General features: G+C 64.0%; 11 protein-coding genes. 10 read left to right on the top strand and 1 reads right to left on the bottom strand.

The features are described from left to right. Positions 1 to 6 precede the first annotated feature (6 nt). The 9 genes from BHE75_RS09915 to BHE75_RS09870 all read left to right on the top strand — a co-directional run bounded on the left by BHE75_RS09915 (position 7) and on the right by BHE75_RS09870 (position 19255). On the top strand, positions 7 to 423 hold the full coding sequence (locus tag BHE75_RS09915) for an ExbD/TolR family protein (RefSeq protein WP_015460402.1): 417 nt from the start codon (positions 7 to 9) through the stop codon (positions 421 to 423). A 150-nt stretch (positions 424 to 573) separates the two neighbouring features. Then, entirely contained in the window at positions 574 to 1275 is a 702-nt protein-coding gene (locus BHE75_RS09910; protein ID WP_015460401.1) for a cell envelope integrity protein TolA, read from the top strand. A 52-nt stretch (positions 1276 to 1327) separates the two neighbouring features. Continuing rightward, positions 1328 to 3106: a putative porin gene (locus BHE75_RS09905; protein WP_015460400.1), complete on the top strand. Its 1779-nt coding sequence runs from the start codon at positions 1328 to 1330 to the stop codon at positions 3104 to 3106. Positions 3107 to 3904: 798 nt separating this feature from the next. After that, a complete protein-coding gene (locus BHE75_RS09895; protein WP_070933758.1) occupies positions 3905 to 4084 on the top strand; it encodes a hypothetical protein in 180 nt (59 codons plus the stop codon). Continuing rightward, positions 4081 to 16755, top strand: coding sequence for a filamentous haemagglutinin family protein (locus BHE75_RS09890; RefSeq protein WP_070933757.1), 12675 nt, complete (start codon positions 4081 to 4083; stop codon positions 16753 to 16755). Before BHE75_RS09895 ends, BHE75_RS09890 begins: the two co-directional genes overlap by 4 nt. A gap of 98 nt (positions 16756 to 16853) precedes the next feature. After that, positions 16854 to 17699 carry a SapC family protein gene (locus tag BHE75_RS09885; protein ID WP_015460397.1) on the top strand — a complete coding sequence of 282 codons (846 nt, stop codon included), beginning with the start codon at positions 16854 to 16856 and terminating at the stop codon, positions 17697 to 17699. Next, a complete protein-coding gene (locus tag BHE75_RS09880; RefSeq protein ID WP_015460396.1) occupies positions 17696 to 18334 on the top strand; it encodes an OmpH family outer membrane protein in 639 nt (212 codons plus the stop codon). Before BHE75_RS09885 ends, BHE75_RS09880 begins: the two co-directional genes overlap by 4 nt. Before the next feature lie 21 nt (positions 18335 to 18355). Then, a complete protein-coding gene (locus tag BHE75_RS09875; RefSeq protein ID WP_015460395.1) occupies positions 18356 to 18562 on the top strand; it encodes a hypothetical protein in 207 nt (68 codons plus the stop codon). A gap of 201 nt (positions 18563 to 18763) precedes the next feature. Next, complete coding sequence (locus BHE75_RS09870) at positions 18764 to 19255, top strand: hypothetical protein (RefSeq protein WP_015460394.1); 492 nt, start codon at positions 18764 to 18766, stop codon at positions 19253 to 19255. 299 nt (positions 19256 to 19554) lie between these two features. On the opposite strand, the gene soxR is transcribed toward BHE75_RS09870, so the two are convergent. Then, positions 19555 to 20004, bottom strand: coding sequence for a redox-sensitive transcriptional activator SoxR (gene soxR, locus BHE75_RS09860; RefSeq protein ID WP_015460392.1), 450 nt, complete (start codon positions 20002 to 20004; stop codon positions 19555 to 19557). A 104-nt stretch (positions 20005 to 20108) separates the two neighbouring features. Between soxR and BHE75_RS09855 the strand changes: the two genes are divergently transcribed. Continuing rightward, on the top strand, positions 20109 to 21227 hold the full coding sequence (locus tag BHE75_RS09855; RefSeq protein WP_070933756.1) for an efflux RND transporter periplasmic adaptor subunit: 1119 nt from the start codon (positions 20109 to 20111) through the stop codon (positions 21225 to 21227). The last annotated feature ends 1 nt before the right edge of the window (position 21228 follow it).

The following is a 21228-nucleotide window of genomic DNA, read 5'->3' as shown; positions in this document are numbered from 1 at the left end:
CAGGCCATGGGTATGCAGGTCGGTGGCGGCAAGAAGCCGTATAATGAAATCAACATCACCCCGTTCGTCGACGTGGTGCTGGTGCTGCTGATCATCTTCATCCTGATGACGACGGCGGCAGTCCAGGGGATCAAGGTGGACCTCCCATCCGCCTCCTCGGCCAAGACGCTCGAGGCGCAGAAGAGCCGGGTCATCGCGGTATCGAACGACGGGACCGTGTCGATCGACGCCATCCCCGTCTCGATGGCCGAACTGGAGAGCCAGTTGCGCTCCTCGATCGCCACGACGCCGGACTTGGCGGTGATCCTGCGCGGTGACCGCGCCGTCCAGTACGACAAGGTCATGCAGGTCCTCGACCTTTGCTCGAAGGTCGGCGTCCCCAGCCTTGGCATGGCGTCCACGCGCCCGCCGAGCGCGAACTGAGGCGGAGGGAATGATGGACCATGCGTGTCAAACGCTCCCGAAGCCACTTTCGTCGTCGCAATCGGCGGCCCTGGTTTCTGCTGGCGCTGGCGATCCTCTTGACGCTTGCGGCGATCTCGATCGTCCGGCTGACGACCTAGGGAGGCGATCATGGCCGCAGGCGCATTGATCGCCCCCGGAAGCCCCAATGGGCCCCGGGGCCGCCGCAAGACATCGCCCATCACCTTCGGACGCGTGCTGGTGGTGGTCGGCGTCGGTCTGGCGCTTGTGATCGGCTATAATTTCCTGGGCAAGCAGACCGTCTCCGATCGTCCCAATGAAATGCGGACGACGCAGGTGATCCTGCCGCCGCCACCGCCCCCTCCGCCGCCGCCCGAACCGCAGCAGGTCGAGCAGCCGCCGGAGCCGACCATCGCGCCGCCGATCGAGCAGCCGCTCGATACGCCGCCGCCGCCCGACGCCAGCAATGATCCAGCGCCCGGCGACAATGCGCTGACGGCGCGCGAAGGCGCGGGCCCGAGCAATTACGGGCTGGCGCGCGGAGACGGATCAGGCACCCGCATCGGTGGCCGCCCCGGCGGCGGCAATCCGTTCGGGGCCTATGCCGCGCAGGCGCAGAGCTGCATCCAGCGGGCCGCCCAGGCTGACCGTGAACTGACACGCGGCCGCTATAGGGCCGAGCTTGCCGTCACCATGGCCGCCAATGGGCGGATCGCCGACGCCCGCGTCAGCGGGGTTGATGACCGCCGCGCCGCGCGCATCCGTGAGGTGCTTTCGGGAACGACCTGCCCGCCGCCGCCGGCAGGGCTCCCGGTCATGCGCCTCGAAATCAACAGCCGCTCGGGAGGCTGATCGCATGTCCGCGCAGCACCCAGTGACCACTCTCTCGAAGGGGATAGACATAATGACGAAGGTTCCCGGCCAGACAGGCCGCCTTAAATCTCTGCTTTTGGCGGCGTCCGCTGGCGCTGCGCTTCTCGGCTCGCCGGCGTTCGCGCAGGACGATGCGGGCATCGATCCGCGTCAGCTCATCGAGCAGATGGTGGCCGAGAATATCATCACCCGCGAACAGGCCGATCGGATGATCAGCAATGCTCGGGCCGCAACCGTCCAGGCGCGGGCCCAGGCGCCGGCGCCGCTCCCGCAGCCCGGTGTCGCCGCTGACGGCACCCAGACCGTGACCTATGTCTCGCCGGTGGTGCGCGAGCAGATCGCCCAGCATGTCCGCGCCGAGCTTGGCACCCAGGCGCAGGCCGAAGGCTGGGCACGTCCCGGTGAGACGCCGGAATGGACGCGCCGCATCCAGCTTTATGGCGATGTGCGGGTGCGCGGCGAAGCGCGCCGCTATGACGACGCCAATGGCGACATCTTCTGGGACTATGGCGCGATCAACGGCGGACAGCCGCAGAACGTCAACGCCAGCTCGACCGGCTATATCGATGCGCCGTTCCTGAACACGCTGGAGGATCGCCAGCGCTTCCGCCTGCGCGCGCGTCTCGGCGTCAAGGCCCAGATCACCGACTGGATCACCGCCGATATCCGCCTCGCGACGGGTGCGAGCAGCTCGCCAGTCTCGACCAACCAGACGATGGGCGCCGACGGCAGCGGCAAATATCATCTCTGGCTCGACCGTGCCTCGATCCGCCTCGCGCCGACCGAGAATGTCGCGCTCGAGTTCGGCCGCTTCGCCAATCCGCTGTGGACGTCGGATCTCGTCTTCGACAACGACATGAACTTCGACGGCGTCGCGATCTCCGGCCAGGGCGCTGTTGCGAATGGCGTGCGTCTGTTCGGCACGCTCGGCGCCTTCCCCGTGTTCAACACCGATCTTAACTTCGGGACCCGCAATGCGCCCACGATCATCGATCCGGAAACGGGCGGCGAGATCGGCACCGGGCGGCCGTTCAAGAGCGAGGATCGCTATCTGTTCGCGGCGCAGGCCGGGGTCGAGTTCAACCCGACCGAACAGCTCAATGTGAAGCTCGCCGGCGGCTATTATCATTTCGACAATATCGCCGGGCGTCTGTCCGAGCCCTGCTACTGGACCGAGCTGGTCTGTTCGACCGACGCCCTGCGTCCGGCCTTCCAGCAGCATGGCAATACGATGATGGCGCTGCGCGATCCGCTTTATACCGGCTCGCCCAATCCCGAACTGGAACCGGATAATCAGTATTTCGGGCTCGCGTCCAAGTTCGAGCTGCTCCACATCCGCGCCCAGGCCGAATACCGCGCCAATGAACGCTTCGGCGTCCGGCTCGAAGGCGATTTCGTCAAGAATCTCGGCTGGGACCGTGATGTGATCTCCGCCGTCGCCTGGAACAATCTCGGCCCCAATGGTGACACCTATAACGGTGGCTACGACGGCGGCGATACCGGCTGGCAGGCCCGCCTGACCGTGGGTTCGGTGATGAACCTCAATCTCGCCGGCGACTGGCAGGCGAAGCGCGGCGACTGGAACGCCTGGGTCGCCTATCGCCGCCTCGAAAGCGACGCGGTGGTCGACGCGTTTGCCGACAGCGACTTCCACATCGGCGGCACCAACAATCGCGGCTGGCAGATCGGCGGCAATTACGCGATCGCCAGGAACACCATCCTCGGCTTCCGCTGGCTGTCGGCTGAAGAAATCGCGTCTGCGCCGTTCAGCGTCGATCGCGGCTTCATCGACCTCATGACGCGGTTCTGAGGCCGACATGTCCACGTCAACGCTCCTGATTGTCTCGACTGCGCTCCGCTCCCACGGCGCCGGCCATCGCAATCGTCCGGTTCCGTCCGGCCCCCTCAACGGGCGGGACCGGGCGTTGACGCACCTTTTCCAGATCTCCGGCGCCGCTACTCGCCTGATCCGGTCCGGTTCCCCCAAAGACGGACAGGACCAGGTTGCGGTGCAGGAGGCCGTCATGGACCGGCTATGCCAACGGCCGGCCCGTGCGGCGGGAGCGGCGCTGGCCATCGGTCAGCGCCCGCTCACCCTTTTCCCGANCCCGCGCACTGGTTCACGCCAGTTCCTGCGCCGCGCAGTGACGGCGGGCTCGCCCGACACGCTCTTCATCGGGCGAGCCTCGCTTGCGCTGGCGTCTTTCGCCACCCTGTTTCTCGCCGGCAGCGCGCTTGCCCAGACGGCCGAGACGAGCGCCGAGGCGCCCCCGCTGGCGATCGAACTCGATCCGGCCGAAGTGCGCGCGCCCGCGCCGCAGCGTATCAGCGGCTCCGGCCCGCAGCCCTGTGTGATCGTCGATATCGCCGGCACACGCGCCGGGCATCTCGATTGCGCGACGGGCCGTCTTCAGGAGGCGGCGCGCGCCGCCCAGGCTGAAAGCCGCGCCGGGCTTGAAGCGCCGACGCCGGGCGCCGGCTCGCCCGATGTTCAGGTCGGCGTCGCCCATCAGGCCGCAACCCGGCTGCGCATGGGTGATGCGCTGGGCCGGTCGGTCCATCCGGAGCGGCCGAACAGCCGTCCGCCCACGACACGGGGACCGCGCTGATGACCCGCGCAATTCTTGCTGAGGAGCTTGGCCGCACCGTCCCATGGGTGCTGGCCTTCTTTCTCGCCGCCTTCCTGCTCGGTGACGGCCCGCCCGGCGCGGCCATCCCGACCTCTCGCGACATTCAAGAACATGCGGCCGCCACGCCTGCCGCAACGATGCTGGAGCCAAAACAATGACGAACACCAACCACTCGCTTCGCACGCGTCTGCTCATCGGCGCTTCGATCGGCTCCCTTCTGCTCGCCGGCGCCGCCGAGGCGCAATCGAACCGCATCGGCCAGGGCCGTGGCGGCGGCAATCCGGCGGCAGCGGCCGCCCGCGTCGCGCAGGCCGAAGCGCAGCGCGTGACCGAGCGCAACAGCGCCACCCAGCGGGCAGTCGAGGCGATGCGCCGCGCGGCGCAGACCCGCGCCCAGATGAACGACGCGCAGGTGCAGGCACGTATCGCCGCGCAGAACGCCATCAACACTATCCCCAACGGCATCGGCCAGGGCGGGCTTCGGCAGGCGCCCGGCATCGAGATCGATCCCAATCTGTGGCAAGGCGCCAATGATCCGGTTGAGAGCGCTGGCCAGGACGGGCGCACCACGGTCACGGTCGATCAGGACCAGCAGCGCGCCATCCTCACCTGGGACAGCTTCAATATCGGCCGTGAAACCGATCTGGTGTTCAACCAGGCCTATGGCGCCGACGCCGTCGTGCTCAACCGCGTGCGCGACGCCAGCCCCTCGCAGATCCACGGCACGCTCACCGCGCCCGGCACGGTGCTGATCCTCAACCAGAACGGCGTGCTGTTCGGCGGCACGTCCGTGGTCAATGTTCGCAATCTGATCGCCTCATCGGCCAATATTCTCGACAGCGATTTCCTCGACACCAATCGCGGCATCTATTCGCAGCTCTCCGGCGCCAACTATCTGCCCTCCTTCCGCGATGCGGGCGGCGCGATCACGATCGAGGCCGGAGCGCAGATCACCACCCATGCGCCTGCCAGCGCCACCCAGGGCGGCGGCTATGTCATGCTCATGGGAACCGAGGTCACCAACGAAGGCAGCATCGTCACGGCAAAGGGCCAGACCCTGCTGTCGGCCGGCGATGATTTCATCATCCGTCGGGGCTACGGCACCGAGGAGAACCAATATTCGACGACACGCGGCAATGAGGTGCGCGGGCTGATCGATGCCGAGTCCACCAGCGGGACAGTCATCAACCGCGGCCTGATCGAAGCTGCCCAGGGCGACATCACGCTGGCTGGCCGCACGATCCGGCAGGAAGGCGTTCTCGTTGCGACCACCGGCGTCAACCAGCGCGGCACGATCCATCTGCTGAACAGCGTGAGCGACGCCGAGGGCTCGGTGACGCTCGCCAGCGGCTGGGAACTGAGCGATGTCGACGGCAAGGTGGTGGGGTCCGGCGAAGGTCTCACGATCATCCTGCCGGAGCTGGATAGTGAGGATACCGCGCTCAACGGCCAGCGGGACTCGCTGATCGAACAGAGCGAGACCGCCAATACCAATCGCTATACAACCACCAATGGCGGGTTTGACGATCGCTCGCTGCTCGCCGATCGCCTGGACCAGTCGCGCATCGAAATTGTCACCGGCGGTGACGTCGTGTTCGAAGGCCGATCGCAGACCAGCGCCCAGGGTGGTCAGGTCGCGGTGCAGGCGGCTGGACGCATCACCGCCGAGGACGGGGCGCTGATCGACGTCTCGGGCGTTCAGGGCATCGCCCTCGACATGGAGTCCAACTCCATCCTTGTGAACATTCAGGGTAATGAGCTGCGGGATTCGCCGGAGAACCGCGAGAACGCCAATCTGCGTAGCACCGACGTCTGGATCGATGTGCGCGACCTGGTTCTGCTTCCGGACGGCACCGGCGGCTATGAAGGCGATCGCTGGTACACTAAGGGCGGCCTGCTCGAGGTGGGTGGTCATCTGAACAATATGGCCCATGGCATCGGTGAATGGGCGGCGATCGGCGGCACGATCACGCTCGCTGCCAATGAGGTGGTGGCGCAGCGCGGCGCGACCTTCGACATATCCGGCGGCAGCCTCGACTACCAGGCCGGTTGGGTGCTTTCGACCCGTGTGCTGGGCGCAGACGGCAAGCTCTATGATCTCGCCAATGCGCCGGCCGGCATGAAGATGGTCGCCTGGGGCGATGCCTTCGTGCGCGAGCATTCGCGCTGGGGCGAACAATACACCCAGGTCTGGTCCCACCCGATATCGGGCGCGCGCAGCGTGCGGCGCTGGAGTGATGGCTATACGGTCGGGCGCGACGCGGGCCAGCTCATTCTCTCGACGCCGACCGCCATCATGGAAGGCGATATCATCGCCGAGGTGATCGAGGGCGAGCGGCAGGTCAATGCGCGCGCCGATGGCATCACCGATGGCTATGATGTGGCGCAGCATACCCGCGCGCAGCCGGGGTCGCTGGCTTTAGGGCGCTATGACCTGTTGGTGAGTAACACCAACCCCTATTCAGTGGAGGTGAAGATCGCGGATGTTGCGAGCATCGCTAAGCATCTCGCGACGGGGGACGCACTGCCTGAAGAGCGGAACGGCACCGCCTGGCTCGACGCAGGCCTGCTCAATCAGGCTGGTCTCGGCGGTCTCAACATCGAAACAACCGGCGTGATCGCCATCGACAATCCCCTGACACTGGCCGATGGCGGGGCGCTAAAGCTGGTTGCGCCAACGATTGACTTCAATGCGGACGTCACCGCCCATAGTGGCTCGATCAATGCGACCAACCGGGCAAGCAATCACTATGGAAGCAGCGCACAGGTTCTCCTGGATGGGAATGGGGGCTCGCTTATCGCGGTCGGTGAAGGCGTAACGCTCGATCTCACCGGCCTGTGGGTCAATACCGCCCTCAATGCTTCCGACACTGGAAAGCTGGGTTATCTCGATGGCGGCAAAGTCACCCTGGCCTCTACCCATGATCTGGCTCTGGCGGAAGGCAGCCTGATAGATGTTTCATCTGGTGGAGCGATCCTCGCCCAGAATGATACAAGGGGCGGAGCCGGCGGTGACGTTTCGCTCGTTGCGGATGGCTATAATGCTATTGTTGCGCCGGATGGCACGCTCCTGCTCGACGGGGAAATACGTGGCGTCGGCGTGCTGGGCGGCGGCACGCTACATCTCGAAACCGGCAAGACGTTCACTGTTGGCGCGGCCGATGAACAGGGCGGCACACAAGTCGATACTGCGATCTTTCAGACCGGTTTCGCTAGTTACGAGTTAGTCGGACGCAAGGGCGTGACAGTGGCCGATGGCACGGATCTGTCCGTAGTCATGCCGGTGTTGCTTTTTGGCGAATTCGCGCCGGATGCGGCTACCGGCGCGCCGCTGTCCGAAGCGCTCGACCTTTGGACGCCACCCACCTATTTGGAAAATCCGGTAGATGGCGTTTTGACCCGGCGGGGGGGAGCAAGCCTGACTATCTCCGCCACGCTGGGAGCGCCGGCTGGAAGCGATGAGGCTATTGGCGGAATTCTCATTGGACGCCAAGCTGCGATAAATGTCGATCCTGGCCAATCCATCACGTTGCTAGGCAAAAATATTGCGGTCGATGGCGGCCTTTACGCTTGGGGAGGCAATGTTACGCTGGATGTTCCTCGCCTGGCGACAGCCGTTTCTGATGGCTACGGTTCTCCCGAACCGGGCCTGATTCGTATCGGCAGCGAAGCTGTGATCGATGTCGCCGCCCGCTCTGCTACCGCCGTGGACAGGCTGGGGCGCCGTTACGGCATTGTTGCGGATGGGGGAACGATCGCCCTCGGTGGCGGCCTTGATTGGGAGGACACCGGCTCGGCCAAGGCTGCGGATGCGTTCATCGTCATCGAAACTGGTGCGCTACTCGATGCCTCCGGTACGCAGGCGACACTCGACCTTCCTTCTACGATGGGTATGCCCTCTATTACGACGCAGGTTGTCAGTGACGGCGGTACGATTGTCGCCAAATCCAATGTCGGGCTCTATCTGGACGGCACTGTGAAGGCCGAGGCCGGCGGTAAAGGCGCTGCGGGCGGAACGCTTGGCCTTGCGCTGGAATCGGCGGCCTATCGTGTGGGGGAAGCGTATGCGGACCTGCTCCGACCGCGTGAATTCATACTGTCGCAGGAGCAGGGCGAAAGCCTGCTTCCTGAAGGTTTCGGCGTCAATGGAGTTCATGGTGACCTTGTCGCGGGGACCGGATATTTCGGAGCCGACAGGATCGAGGCTGGCGGTTTCGACAACGTCTCGCTGTTGGTGAACGGCGCGCTGTCGTTTGACGGTAGCGTCACACTCTCGTTGGGCCAGAGCGCTCGTTTTTATGCGGGCACATATGCGCTGACGGTCGCCGCCGCAGAGGATAGCCGGGTATCCATTGCGACTCCTTACCTGCGCCTGGCCGGCACGACGCGCATAGGTCCTGAGCATTATGAGATGCCTTCGCTTCACTGGGGCGACGGCATATCGCAGGCGCCAACGAACGCGCTGTTCTCGGTCGTAGCCGATTTGATCGATGTGCGCGATCGGGTAGGCTTCGGCGCCCGCACTGCCGATCAATCGACCGGTGAGATATTGGATCGGCGCGGCTTCGCGCAGATCGATCTCACCAGCCGCGGCGACCTGCGGATGCTTGCAGGCACGCCGGGGCGCGGATTGCCGACCAATGCCACTACGGAACTGTCTTCCTCGGGCGACATTACCCTCACAGCAGCGCAAATATATCCGGCAACGGGTGTCGGCGGCAGAATCATGAGTGGCTATCAGGGAGAGGGTGAGGCTTTTCGGGCAGGTAGCAGTTTAACGATCCTCCGCTACGACGACAGTATTGCCGAAATGCCCTATTCCGCTTTTGGCATGCTAGCCTTGGGTGCCGAAACCATCAATCAGGGCGGCGTGGTGCGCGCGCCCTTCGGATTGATTACGATCGGTTCGACCTTCAACAGACAAGTCACGTCCTTGGTCAACCTGCTTCCAGGCAGTGAGACCTCGATCAGTGCCGCCGGACTGACGATGCCTTATGGCGGAACTGTCGACGGCATCGAATATGACTACAATGGTTCGCCCGTTGCACTCACCGCCATCAGCGGTACGGACTGGGGTCATGGCCTCGAAGTGAAGTCCGCTCGTCTCGATGTGCAAAGCGGAGCGCTGCTCGATCTTTCGGGCGGTGGGGATCTTGCCGGCGCCGGCTTCATGAGCGGACGGGGCGGATCGGTGGATATCCTCAAGACCGCGCTGATCAATGCCAACCCAGGCTATGGCGCGAGCGCGAGTGGCAATGCCGTTTACGCGATAGTTCCTTCAAGCAGGTCTTCCTACGCTCCCGTCGCGCCCGATGCTGGGTATGGGAATCCGGTGGTTGGGCAACAGATCACAATCCTTGAGAGCGTACCCGGTCTCGCTGCCGGCACATACACGCTGATGCCATCCAGTTACGCGCTGCTGCCAGGCGCCTTCCGTGTTGAGATCGGTGCGGGAATGACCAGCGGCTATTCGGGTGTCAATGCGATCGGCAACGGCTCTTATCTGACGCAGGGTACACTCGGCATCGCCAATACCGCGATACGGGATACCCTGCCTAGACGGGTGACATTGACTTCCGCGGACGCTGTACGCGCGCATTCCGGCTACAACGAGATGGGCTACAACGCCTTCGTCGCGGCCGATGCCGCCCGACTGGGCATGCCGCGCGCGATGATGACTTCCGATGGCGGGACATTGGATCTTGCGTTCACCCGCGGCACCGACAGCGCGGACGGCTTGGCGCTGCGAGTGCTGGGCGACGTGAATCTTGCGGCTGCGAAGGATAGCGAAGGCTACGCTGGCGCGGTGCAGGTGCGTGGCATCGGCGAGGTCGTGGCGACCGGCGCGCAAGCATCGGCGGGGCTGGATTCCGCGTCGGTTGATGCGGGCGCGCTAAGTGCGCTCGAAGCGCCGCGCCTCATCCTCAATGCCACGCTGTCCAGCCTGTATGGCAAGAGCGGCCGCTACGTCACTGTGAATGGCGAGGGTTCGCTAACCATCCGCAGCGGCGCGGCGATCTCCGCCGCCGACATTATTATGGCCGGTTCAAAGTCCATGGGTAATGACGGGGGCACGTTGACGATCGAGGAAGGGGCCACTCTCAGCACCATTGGCATGGGTGAATCCAGCTATGATTCCGACGACGGCTATATTTTCGGCGGCCTCGGCGTGCTGGCCCTCTCCAACGGGTGGTTCAATCTGTTCCTTCAGGAAGAAAATCCCAATTCTCCCGATGGCCTCTACGTTAATGTTGGAGCATGCGTGACCGATGCTTGCGACCGGACGACGCAACTCCTGTCCGAAGGGACCATCGCTCTTGCGACCAATCGCGTGCTCACCATCGAGAAGAAGGTGGCATATGGTACGCGCAGGCTGGTACTGGGCGTATCCTCGGTAAATCTGGGAGAGAGTGCGGCGCTGGCGGCAGCCGAGGCAAGCGGACAGTTGCCGGATGGGCTGGAACTCAACCAGACCCGCCTTGCCGAGATCCTGGCGGGGAATAACGCGACGCACGCGCCGGCGGTCGAGATGCTGGAGCTCAATGCAACAAGAGCGGTCAATGTCTATGGCGCGGTTGACCTTGATGCCTCGTCGCTCGATCAACTCGTGTTCGGCACGCCTGCTATCTTTGGTTATGGCGCCGATAGCGATGTCGCGACGATCCACGCGGGCGAATTCATCTGGACCGGCACGGACGGTGAGGCAGGCGCTCCGGTCGCCGGTCTGCTGGGTAAGGGCATGCTTGATATCCGGGCGAACTCGATCCTCTTCGGTCATGGGGCGAACACCCAATCTTCCACGGGTATCGATGAGCGGCTTGTGCTCGGCTTCGGGCAAGTCAACCTCACAGCAGCCGAGCGTATTGTCAGCAGCGGCAAAAGCATGCTTTCGGTCTATGAAACACGCGGCGACTATGTGACCGGTAAGGGCTGGGATTATCAGGGCGGCAACCTTGTCGTCACTGCTCCTGTGCTGACCGGGGAAGCCGGATCGATGCTCACCGTGAGGGCAGGCGGCGACGTGAGCGTGATGGCGCCGGAGGGCGTGGCGGGTGAGGTCGCCAGCGATGCGCTGGGGGCGCAGCTGGCGATTTACGGTCGCAACCTTTCGATTGACAGCGCGGTGATCCTGCCATCGGGAAAGCTCACGCTGTCGGCAAGCGGCGACCTCGTGCTCGGCGACCTGGCTCGCATCGATCTTTCGGGTCGAGCGGTCGAGATGGTTGACGTCACGCAGTATAGTTGGGGCGGCGATCTTCTGATGGAAAGCACGGGCGGCAATATCTCTGCCAGCGCCGGTTCGATCATTGACCTGTCCGCCGTCAACAATCGCGCGGGCACGATAAGTGTCACCGCACTTGGCACAGGTGCCGGACATGTCGATCTGGCGAGTACGATTCTCGGTTCCGCTACGGGCAGGGCCGATGCCGGAGGCTCCGAAATCGCCTACAACGGAGCGGAGTTGGCGGTCCAGGCGCAGTCCCTTGCGGATTTCGGAGAGCTAAACACCCAGCTTAACGCAGGCGAGGTTTTCGGAGCAAGGCGCTTTCGCATCCGACAAGGTGACCTCACCGTGGGTGACGGCGTGAAGGCGCAAGATGTTCAGATTGTGCTCGATGGTGGCAGCCTTACCATCGAGGGGACGATTGATGCCAGCGGTCAGGGGGTCGGCGCAATCCGTCTTGCGGCCATTGGCGATCTCGTCGTCAACGGCGCGCTCGATGCCCATGGCACGGGTCTTCGCGTAGATAGCTATGGTCAGATTATCGATAGCCCCAACCGCGCGGTTGTCGATCTCTCCAGCACGGCGGGTACGCTGGTCCTCGGCGACAGCGCGCGGATTGACCTGCGTGCCGGTACCGATGTGCCTGGCCAGAACGATGGCGCAGCACGGGGCTCGCTCGACTTGAACGCGCAGCGCACGGCAACGGACGACGTCGCAATAGACGTGGGCGGCATGGTAGACATCCAAGGCGCCAAGTCGATCGCCGTCAATGCCTTCCGCACTTATGACGATGCGCCGCTGGCCGATCTGCCGGACGTTTCCGGCGAACGGCCCCAGCTTGTCACCCAGGCTTATCTCGACCGGATTGACCTCGACAGCACCACCTTCATCAATTTGGCGTTGGGCAATGCAGCGCTTTCCGCTCGCCTGGCGGGGCTGGGACAATATCATCTGCGCCCTGGTGTTGAGATCGTGAGCAATGCAGCGGTCAATCCTTCAGGAACGCTGACGGTGCTCGGCGACCTCGATATGTCGGGCTATCGTTACNGACCGGAAGCCAACCGGATCGATCCGGCGCTGCGCGGTTTCGGCGAGCCGGGCGTACTGGTGCTGCGGGCCGCCGGCGACCTCAACATCCTAGGCAGCATCACTGACGGTTTCGCGCCACCCGCCGCCACGGCTGATGACGATGGATGGGTGCTCACGGAAACCAAAGGTCCTAACGGACTCGTCGGCGGCCTCACTCCCTTTGGTGGGGATATCATCATTCCGATCGACGGTGTCGTGCTGGATACGGGAACGACTTTCCCGCGGGAAGCGACGCTGAATTATGACGTGCCCGTTGGCGCTCTCACTCTTCCCGCCGGCACGGTGCTGCCGGTCGACGTGGCGCTGACTGGACAGCTCACGCTCGGCGCCGGATCTGCCCTATCCGCCAACATCTATAATGCCGATGGATCGGTGGCTTATTCTGCGGGGATGGTGCTCGACAATATGGTGACGTTGACGCCGGGGATGAAGCTGGGCGCGGGCACTGCGCTCTCCAGCAGCGCAGCGGTGGATGCCTTGATCTGGCCCAAGGGCGCGCCCTTGCCGGTCGAAATGGTGACGAACGAACGGATCACTTTGCCACGTGGGGCCCTCATCCCGTCAATGACGGACGTTCAACTTGTCGATGATCTTGGTATCAACCTCCGTCCATCCGATCAGGGATTCATCAATCGCAATTGGGCCGTGGCCCCGATGCTGGCTTCGGGCACCAGCAGCTGGAGCTTCCAACTCGTTGCTGGGGCAGATGTCGCCTCGGCTGATCGCAAGGCGCTCGATCCGGCCTCGGTCGGGACGATTCGGCTGGCAGACACCCACTATAGTGGTACGCCGACGTTCAGTAGCACGGGCAGCGAGATACTCGTATGGGCAGAAGGTAACTGGCTGGGCTACGAACCGGGCACGCCGGTTTCGGAAGAGGAGGCATCATGGTGCGAGTATGACTCGACATTGTGCGCCATGCAGGAAGTCGGTGGCGAGATACTCGTCTGGGCGGACGGCAACTGGCTAGGCTATGAGCCCGGCACGCCGGTTTCGGAAGAGGAAGCGTCATGGTGCGAATATGATTCGACATTGTGCGCCGTGAAACAGACAGGCGGCGACCAGATTGTCTGGGCGCCTGACAACTGGCTGGGAATGCCTGCGGGCGAGCCCGTGTCAGAAGATGAACAAGCAGCCTGGTGCGCTCCCTTCCCTGATTTGTGCCTCGTTCAGGAAGGCGGTGGGCCGAAGGTTTGGACGGGATATGATTATGTCGCGCCGGGTATCAGCGTGATCCGAACGGGTACGGGCGATCTGTCGCTGACGGCGGCGGGGGACATCCGCATGTCCTCGCTCTATGGAATCTATACTGCCGGCACGGCGACCGATCCGGGCGATGGCTACGACCTTCGGCGTGGAACCTTGCCAACTGGCGTGGTGCTTGGCGGCGATACAGATTATTCGGCCACCCTTGCCAGTTATCATGCCTGGTATCCTGACGGTGGGGGCAATCTGGCGATCACGGCCGGCGGCGATCTAGTCGGTGATATCCTGGGTTTCCGCATGCTGGAGAACGGGCAGAGCTATCAATCGAGTGCGGTCGCCGGCAACTGGTTGTGGCGGCAGGGTTCGGGTGGCGCCGTCACGGATGAAAAGATCCCGACGGCATGGTGGATCAACTTCGGCACCTATGTTTCCTCGGCAAATGGCAGCAGCATTGCGAACCCGGCAATAACCGGCTTTACCGGCTTCGGCACGCTTGGCGGAGGCAATCTGACAGTTCGTATTGGCGGAGATGCGGGCCGCACGGCCAAGCGTGGCGGTGAAAACACTTCATTTAACTATGGTGATAGTCGTAGCGAAGGCCTTGTTCTGGCTGTTGGTTCGACCGGTCGTGTGGCAGCGGACGGCACGCTGAGGCTCACCGGGGGCGGTGACATGGTCATAAGGATCGGCGGGGCGCTCAATCCTTATGTCGAAGGTGATGCCGCCAATGCCAAAGCCAGCCTCGGTGGCAGCATTGTCAACCTGCGGGGATCGACCAGTGTTGATGCCGATTCGATCGGCGCCGTACAGGCCGGCTATCGCTCAATGTCTCTTCCTAATCCGCTCGATCCGCGCGGCACCGATCCGTTCGAGACCACGAAGGCGGAGGCGCTATCGGGTGTCACACTGGTGCCGGGCGATTCAGTCTTTACGGTGCGGACCCTTGGCGACCAGGTGATTGCCGGCGCAGGCGACGCCACACGCAGCATCGGTCTCAATACGCAGCCCTTCACGGTGAATGGGGTCAACTATGGGGGCGGCGGCAACAGCTGGTTCAGCCTCTGGACCGATCACACTGCCATCAATCTACAGTCGGCAGGCGGAGACATCGCGCCGGGCAAGCATGGGATCGAAACGAGCCAGACACTGATCGCCGCGGCCGACATTGCCGACACCTGGCCGGCGATTCTGCGGGTCACGGCGATGGGCGGAGATCTCTATTTCGGCGCATCGGCAGGCATGACGAATGATCTCGTGACCCGCGACCGCCTCTCGCCCTCGCCTTCCGGCGAACTCTCATTGTTGGCAGCAGGGTCCATTTATGGTGGCGATCTGACACGTTCCTCAAACCTCGCGTCGCGCCATGTAATCAGCGTGTCTTTCACCGACACGCTCCTGCCGACACCATTTAACCCGGCATTTGTCGGACGCGAAGATGGCCGGTACAGCGAACGCGCCATGAACCTCTCGCTCGATGGTTCGGCAATCGACGCAACCAACAATGGCGAACTCAAGACGTGGAACGATACATATTCGCTCTTCGCCTTCGGACCCAACTCAGCTGCCGTCTCGTCGTCGAACTGGGCTGATCGACTTCCTGTGCGAATCTATGCTGTCGGGGGCGATATCGTCGGCCTGGGCAGTGGTGAAATGCTCAGCTTTAATTCGGGAAGTGGGCGCACCTTGTTGGACTGGTATGTCGGCGGAGGCCCGCTGCGCATGACTGCTGGGCGTGACATCGTTGCAAGCGGCACCGTGGGCGCATCCAATCTCATCGTCCACAGCAACGATACTGATGTTTCGGTGATTTCGGCCGGTCGGGACATCATCTACAGCAACTTCGACATTGCCGGTCCGGGGACGCTTGAGGTCACAGCGGGGCGCAACATCCTCCAGGAGGATCGGGGTTCCTTCACCTCGATCGGGCCGATCCGGGCCGATGATACGTCCGATGGCGCCTCGATCGCGTTGATAGCGGGCATGACCGGCGTGAACTGGGATGCGGTGCGGGACTTCTATCTCGATCCGTCTCGGCTGGCCGATCCGGCGCGTCCTCTGGGCGAACAGAATGGCGTGACCGACGAGGGCATTGTCGAGAGCGTCGGCAAGTTGGTGAAGGTCTATGACGCCGAACTCGCCGCCTGGCTGTTCGACCGTTACGGCTACGTCGCTGAGGGTTCATTTGCCGAATTCGTCTCCGCTAATGGGCTGGTCGACGCGAATGGCGTGAAGCTTCCCGCCGCACAGCTCGGGGAGCGCCTTTCGGCCCTGGGCTTCAAGGATGCGGCGACCAACCAGGGCAATCTCTCGGCCCTGCTGCGCTCGACCGATATGTTCGACTATGGCTATGCCGATGGCGCAGCGTCGCTGAATGAAGCGCAGTCCGGCTTACTGACACAGGTGCAGGAGCGGTTCGACGGTCTCTCACCGGAGCAACAGCGCATCTTCCTGCGGCAGGTCTATTTCTCGGAACTGCGTGAAGGCGGACGCGAATATAACGACGCCGATGGCCCGCGCCTCGGTTCCTATCTTCGCGGGCGTCTCGCGGTCGCTACCTTGTTCCCGGACAAGGATGCAGACGGCAATGTCATCGACCGCAGCGGCGATATCATCATGTATCGCGGCTCGGGCGTTCGCACCAACTTCGGCGGCGACATCGAAATGATGGCGCCCGGCGGCCAGATCGTCGTCGGCGTTCAGAATGTGATGACCGACGAGGACCAGAAGACCGCCGGCGTCATGACGCAGGGCAGTGGCGATATCCGCATCTTCAGCGAACAATCGCTCCTGCTCGGTCTCTCACGCATCATGACCACCTATGGCGGCAGCATCCTCGGCTGGTCCGAGGAGGGCGACATCAACGCCGGACGCGGGGCGAACACCACGGTGCTGTATACCCCGCCACTTCGCACATATGACGCCTATGGCAATGTTCGCCTCGCCCCGCAGGTGCCCTCGTCCGGCGCGGGCATCGCCACGCTGAACCCGATTCCCGAGGTGCCGGCCGGTGACATCGACCTGATCGCGCCTTTGGGCACGATCGATGCGGGCGAAGCGGGCATCCGCGTGTCGGGGAACATCAACCTCGCCGCGCTCCAGGTGCTCAACGCCGCCAACATCAAGGTGCAGGGCGAAGCCGCCGGCATCCCGGTGGTCGCGGCGGTCAATACCGGCGCGCTCACCTCGGCCTCCTCGGCCTCCAGCGCCGTCGCCAATCAGGCGGCGGAGCTGGCCGAGCGGGCGCGGCCGCAGGTTCGGACCGAGATCCCGACGATCCTGAACGTCCGCTTCCTCGGCTTCGGCGAGTAAGCCGAACAGTTTGGGCCGAATGGTCGGCCCGCTCCCACCGGGACGGCGGCAGTCCACTGCCGCCGTCCCGGACTACCTCATTCGGAGATTGTTTAATCATGGCAGACAACGCCAATGCTGCGGCCTCGACCGCTGCCCCCATGCTTCCGCTCTTCTACAAGGCCTTGCAGCCGCTCCATTCGACCGTTCACGCTGACTGGCGCCTGAAGGCCGGCGATGTGTCCTTCGCGGCCGAAACGCCATTCCTGCCGATCGTGGCGAGCGAAATCGTTGCGGCGGCACGTAGCTATCCGGTCCTATTCGCCGGCGACACCGCGCAGCCGATCGTCGTGCTGGGCCTGGAGCCGACCAATCTCTTCGTCGAGGACGGCCGCTGGGCGAGCGATTGCTACATCCCCGCTTATGTCCGCCGATATCCCTTCACCTTCGTCAGGACCGAGGAGCCCGACGGCTTTGCCCTGTCGATCGACAGCGGTTCGGATCGGGTCGTCCAGGGCGGGACTGAAGGTACGGCGCTGTTCGAGGACGGCAAGCCCTCCGCGTTGACGCAGCAGGCGCTGGAGTTCTGCACAGCGTTCGGCCGGGAAGCGGAACTGACCAAGCTGTTCACGGATGCGCTGAAGGAAAAGGATCTGCTGGTCGACCGGCGGGCGGATGCGACCCTGCCCGATGGCCGCAAGCTGGGTCTCAATAACTTCCTGATCGTCGACGCTCAGAAATTTGCAGGCCTCGATGATGAGACGGTCGTTGCCTGGCACAAGCAAGGCCTGCTTGCGCTCGTGCATCATCACCTGGCCTCGCTCGACCGCTTCCGCGCGCTGGTCGATCGGCAGGCGCTGCGTCTCGTCGCGGAACCGTCATCGTCAGGTGCTTCGAACGAACCCGCTACTGCCGAGGCCGACGCCCCGGCAAAGTCCAACAAGTCCAGGAAAGTCGTATCATGAACAGCCGTCCTCTTCTCCTCTCCGCCCTTATTCTCGCTTCCGCCTTCACAGGCGCCTCTGCCTGGGCGCAGACGGTCGGTGGCGGACAGGCACCTGCCGCTGCCCCAGCCGCGCAGCCCCTTGGCGGCCCAGTCGTGCCCGGTGTCTGCCTGCTCTCGCGCGAAGCCATCTTCGCCAATGCCGCTGTCGGCAAGGCCGCGTCTGCGCGTCTGGCCGAGCTGACCCGCGCCGCTCAGGCCGAAATCGACGGGCAGCGCCCGGCTCTGGAAACCGAAGCACGCGCACTCGAAGGTCAGCCCGACAATGCGGCCAACCGTCAGCGCCGCGAAACCTTGGCGCGCAACTGGCAGGCGCTGCAAACGCAGGCCGCCCATTCCAGCCGTGAGATCGACGCGACCCGCGCCAAGGCGCTGGAGCGCATCGCGACCGAAGCGCAGCCGGTCATTGCCCAGGTCTATCAAGCCAAGAATTGCGGCCTGCTGTTCGATCGCGGCGCGGCGCTCGGCGGCAATTTCGCCAACGATCTGACAGCGGACGTCGTGCGCGCGCTGGATGCCCGCATCCAGACCATCAGCTTCGAACGCGAGCGCCTGCCGCAGCAACAGCCAGCCGTCCAGGCGCCAGCGCAGCGATAGGCCGGAAAGAGGGAAGCGACCATGGGGACGATCCTGATTGCCCTTGCGGCCTTCATGCTGGGGGTTCTCATCACCAGCCTGTTGGCCCTTGGCGCGATCGCAATCCTCTACCGCGAGGCGGAGGCCATGGTCGATTCCTACATGAACGCCATCCCCGGCGCCTGCATCCCTCGGGGTAGCCGGGACTGGCGGCCGCGCATCATCGCCGGCGGAGGCGCCGGTGTCTGAGGGTCCGGTCGCCGGCGTTCGCGGGTTAGCGGGCTGGGTCCAGGCGATCCGTGCTGATTGCGTTGCCGAACAAAAGCGCCGGGCGCGGGTCCGGGCGGTCAAGCGGAGCCGCCCGGTCGGCGCTTTCGAGCTTCATTTCTATCGCATGGTGAGTGTCGCAGCCGCAGTGCTTGTCGGCCTCATGTTTCTGGGAGCGCGCTGATGCGGTCTACCTCCAAATCCTCACCTTTGTCCCGCGTCACACGCTGGATTGCGGCCCTTGTCGGCGCCGGGATCGCCTCGACCACGCCTGTTGCGGCGCAGAGTGTCGCGCCTTCGGCCGCGCCGGTCGAATGGGTGCGCTACGCCGAGTTCGCGACAACCTCCATCACCGGTTGGCTCGAGGCGCACAACGAGCCGGTGACAGGTCTGCGCGCCTATCTCGATGCGACCCGACCCGCACCAGACGCGGCAACCGCGCCCCTGGTCATCAAGGTCTGGATCGAGCGCGACGGCAAAATCTCACGCATCGACTATCCTGCCTTCACCCATGCGGAGGCCAATGCCGATATGCAGGCGCTGATCGTCGGCCAGCAGCTCGCGGCCGCGCCGCCGCGCGACATGCTGCTGCCGCTCCGCATCGCCGTCCAGCTGGATGCGCCGGCATCAGCTCCAGCGCCTGCCGCAAGCGAGACGTCGCTTCCGCGGACATGACCCTTACTCTTCCCCTTTCCGGCTCGATCCGATCATGATGAAGCGGTGGCTCCACGGCCTTCGCTGGCAGCGCTCCCGCCGGTTCGAGAACGCGGTGTCGCTCGCAGTCGAAGAGCTTCTGCTTGAACATGGCGACGCAGCGTTGGATCAGGCCCGCCGCAAGGCACGTCCGCGCGACCAGCCCACCCGCCGAGAGGGACCTGAGAGGCGGCCTGACGTTGACGAAATGATGATGGGCGCAAAATTCTAAGCACAAATTGTCCATTAATATTTACCCACCCTCTCGAGGGTAGCGCAGGCTAGCGATTATTCAGTCGCCGCGGCCCCGGTCCCGACCGCCCCAGTTCATCCATCGGATTGCGTAGCGGACATTCCTCAAGCGACAGGCAGCCGCAGCCGATGCAGCTCACGATCTGGTCGCGAAGCTGAGTCAGCGACATGATCCGCTCGTTGAGCATGCCGGTCCAGGCATCGGTGAAATTCCGCCAGTCCCGCGCGGTTGGAACATGGTCGTGCGGCATATCGGCCAGCGCGTCCTTGATGATCGCCAGCGGGATGCCGGCACGCTGGGCAATGCGGATGATGGCGATCCGGCGCAGGACGGAGCGGTGATAACGGCGCTGGTTTCCTTCCGTGCGCCAGCCCGCGATCAGACCCTGCTTCTCGTAGAAATGAACCGTCGAAACGGGAACGCCGCTGCGGCGCGCCACTTCGCCAACGGACAGCGCCTGCGGCATCGCGGGAGACATAAATAGTCCTTGACCTCAACAAATGTTGAGGTTGTATGAGGCAGGTCGGCTTGTTCCGCAAGCATCCATTCCGTCCGAACTCGCGGACATAAACCGGAGCCGACATGAGCTTGATCGAGCGCACGAAAGCGCGCCTCCCACACATTCGCACCATCCTTGCAACGGTCTTCGCCCTTGCCCTTGTGCTGGGAGGCTTGTTCGTCTGGCGCATGCTCAAGGCGGGACAGGCGCAGGAGTGGCATCAAGCACCGCTGCCCGTGGCCGCCGTGCAACTGGAGCCAAGGAACGTTCCCCTGTCCCTGGAAGCGATCGGCACTCTCAGGGCCGTGCGCGAAGTCGAATTGTCAGCCGAAGTTGCCGGTCGCGTTTCGGTAATCCGGTTTGATTCGGGCGCAGAGGTCGGTGCCGGGGCCTTGCTTGTTCAGCTTTTCGACGGGCCGGAACGGGCGGACCGGGACGCGGCGCGGGCAAGGGCTGCCTTCGCGCGCATGCAGGTTGTGCGCTCGGAAGAGCTTGCACCGAGCGGCGCGGAACCGCGCGAACAGCTTGAAGAGCGCCGCGCGGAACGGGATCAGGCGCTTGCGGCGGTGCGCCAGCTCGACGCCCGGCTGATCCAGAAGCAGGTGCGCGCGCCCTTTGCCGGACAGATCGGCATCCGCCGCGTCAATCCCGGCCAGTATCTCAATCCCGGCGATCCGATCGCCACGCTGACCGACCTGTCGCGCCTTTATGTGGAATTCGCGCTGCCGCAGCAGAACCTCGGGATGATCAAGCCGGGCGCCACGGTCACGGTCGCGAGCGATGCCTATCCGCAGCGGACATTCACCGCGCGCGTGAACGCGGTCGAACCCCGGATCGGCGAGGACACGCGCAATATTGCCGTACAGGCGATCCTGCCCAACCCCGACCGGGTGCTTCGCCCCGGCATGTATGTCACCGCCTCGCTGGTGCTGCCGCCCCAAACAGGTGCGCTCGTCGTTCCGGCGACGGCTATCCAGACATCGGCGCAGGGCGACAGCGTGATCGTCATTCGCGGCAAGGATGCCCGGAAAGGCGGCAAGGCGGAGTTCGTTCCGGTCCGCACCGGACGACGAATCGGCAATGACATAGTGATCGAACGGGGCCTGAAGCCCGGCGATGTCGTGGTGACGGCAGGGCAGCTTCGCATCCAGCCCGGCGCGGACGTGACCGTGACCGCCCCCGCACGAGCTGGAGGCCGCTGAT

The sequence above is a fragment of the Edaphosphingomonas haloaromaticamans genome (assembly GCF_001853345.1).
Classification (GTDB): Bacteria; Pseudomonadota; Alphaproteobacteria; order Sphingomonadales; family Sphingomonadaceae; genus Sphingomonas_E; species Sphingomonas_E fennica.
The sequence above is the reverse complement of the archived record's forward strand: the minus strand, read 5'-3'. Positions and strand labels throughout refer to the sequence as shown.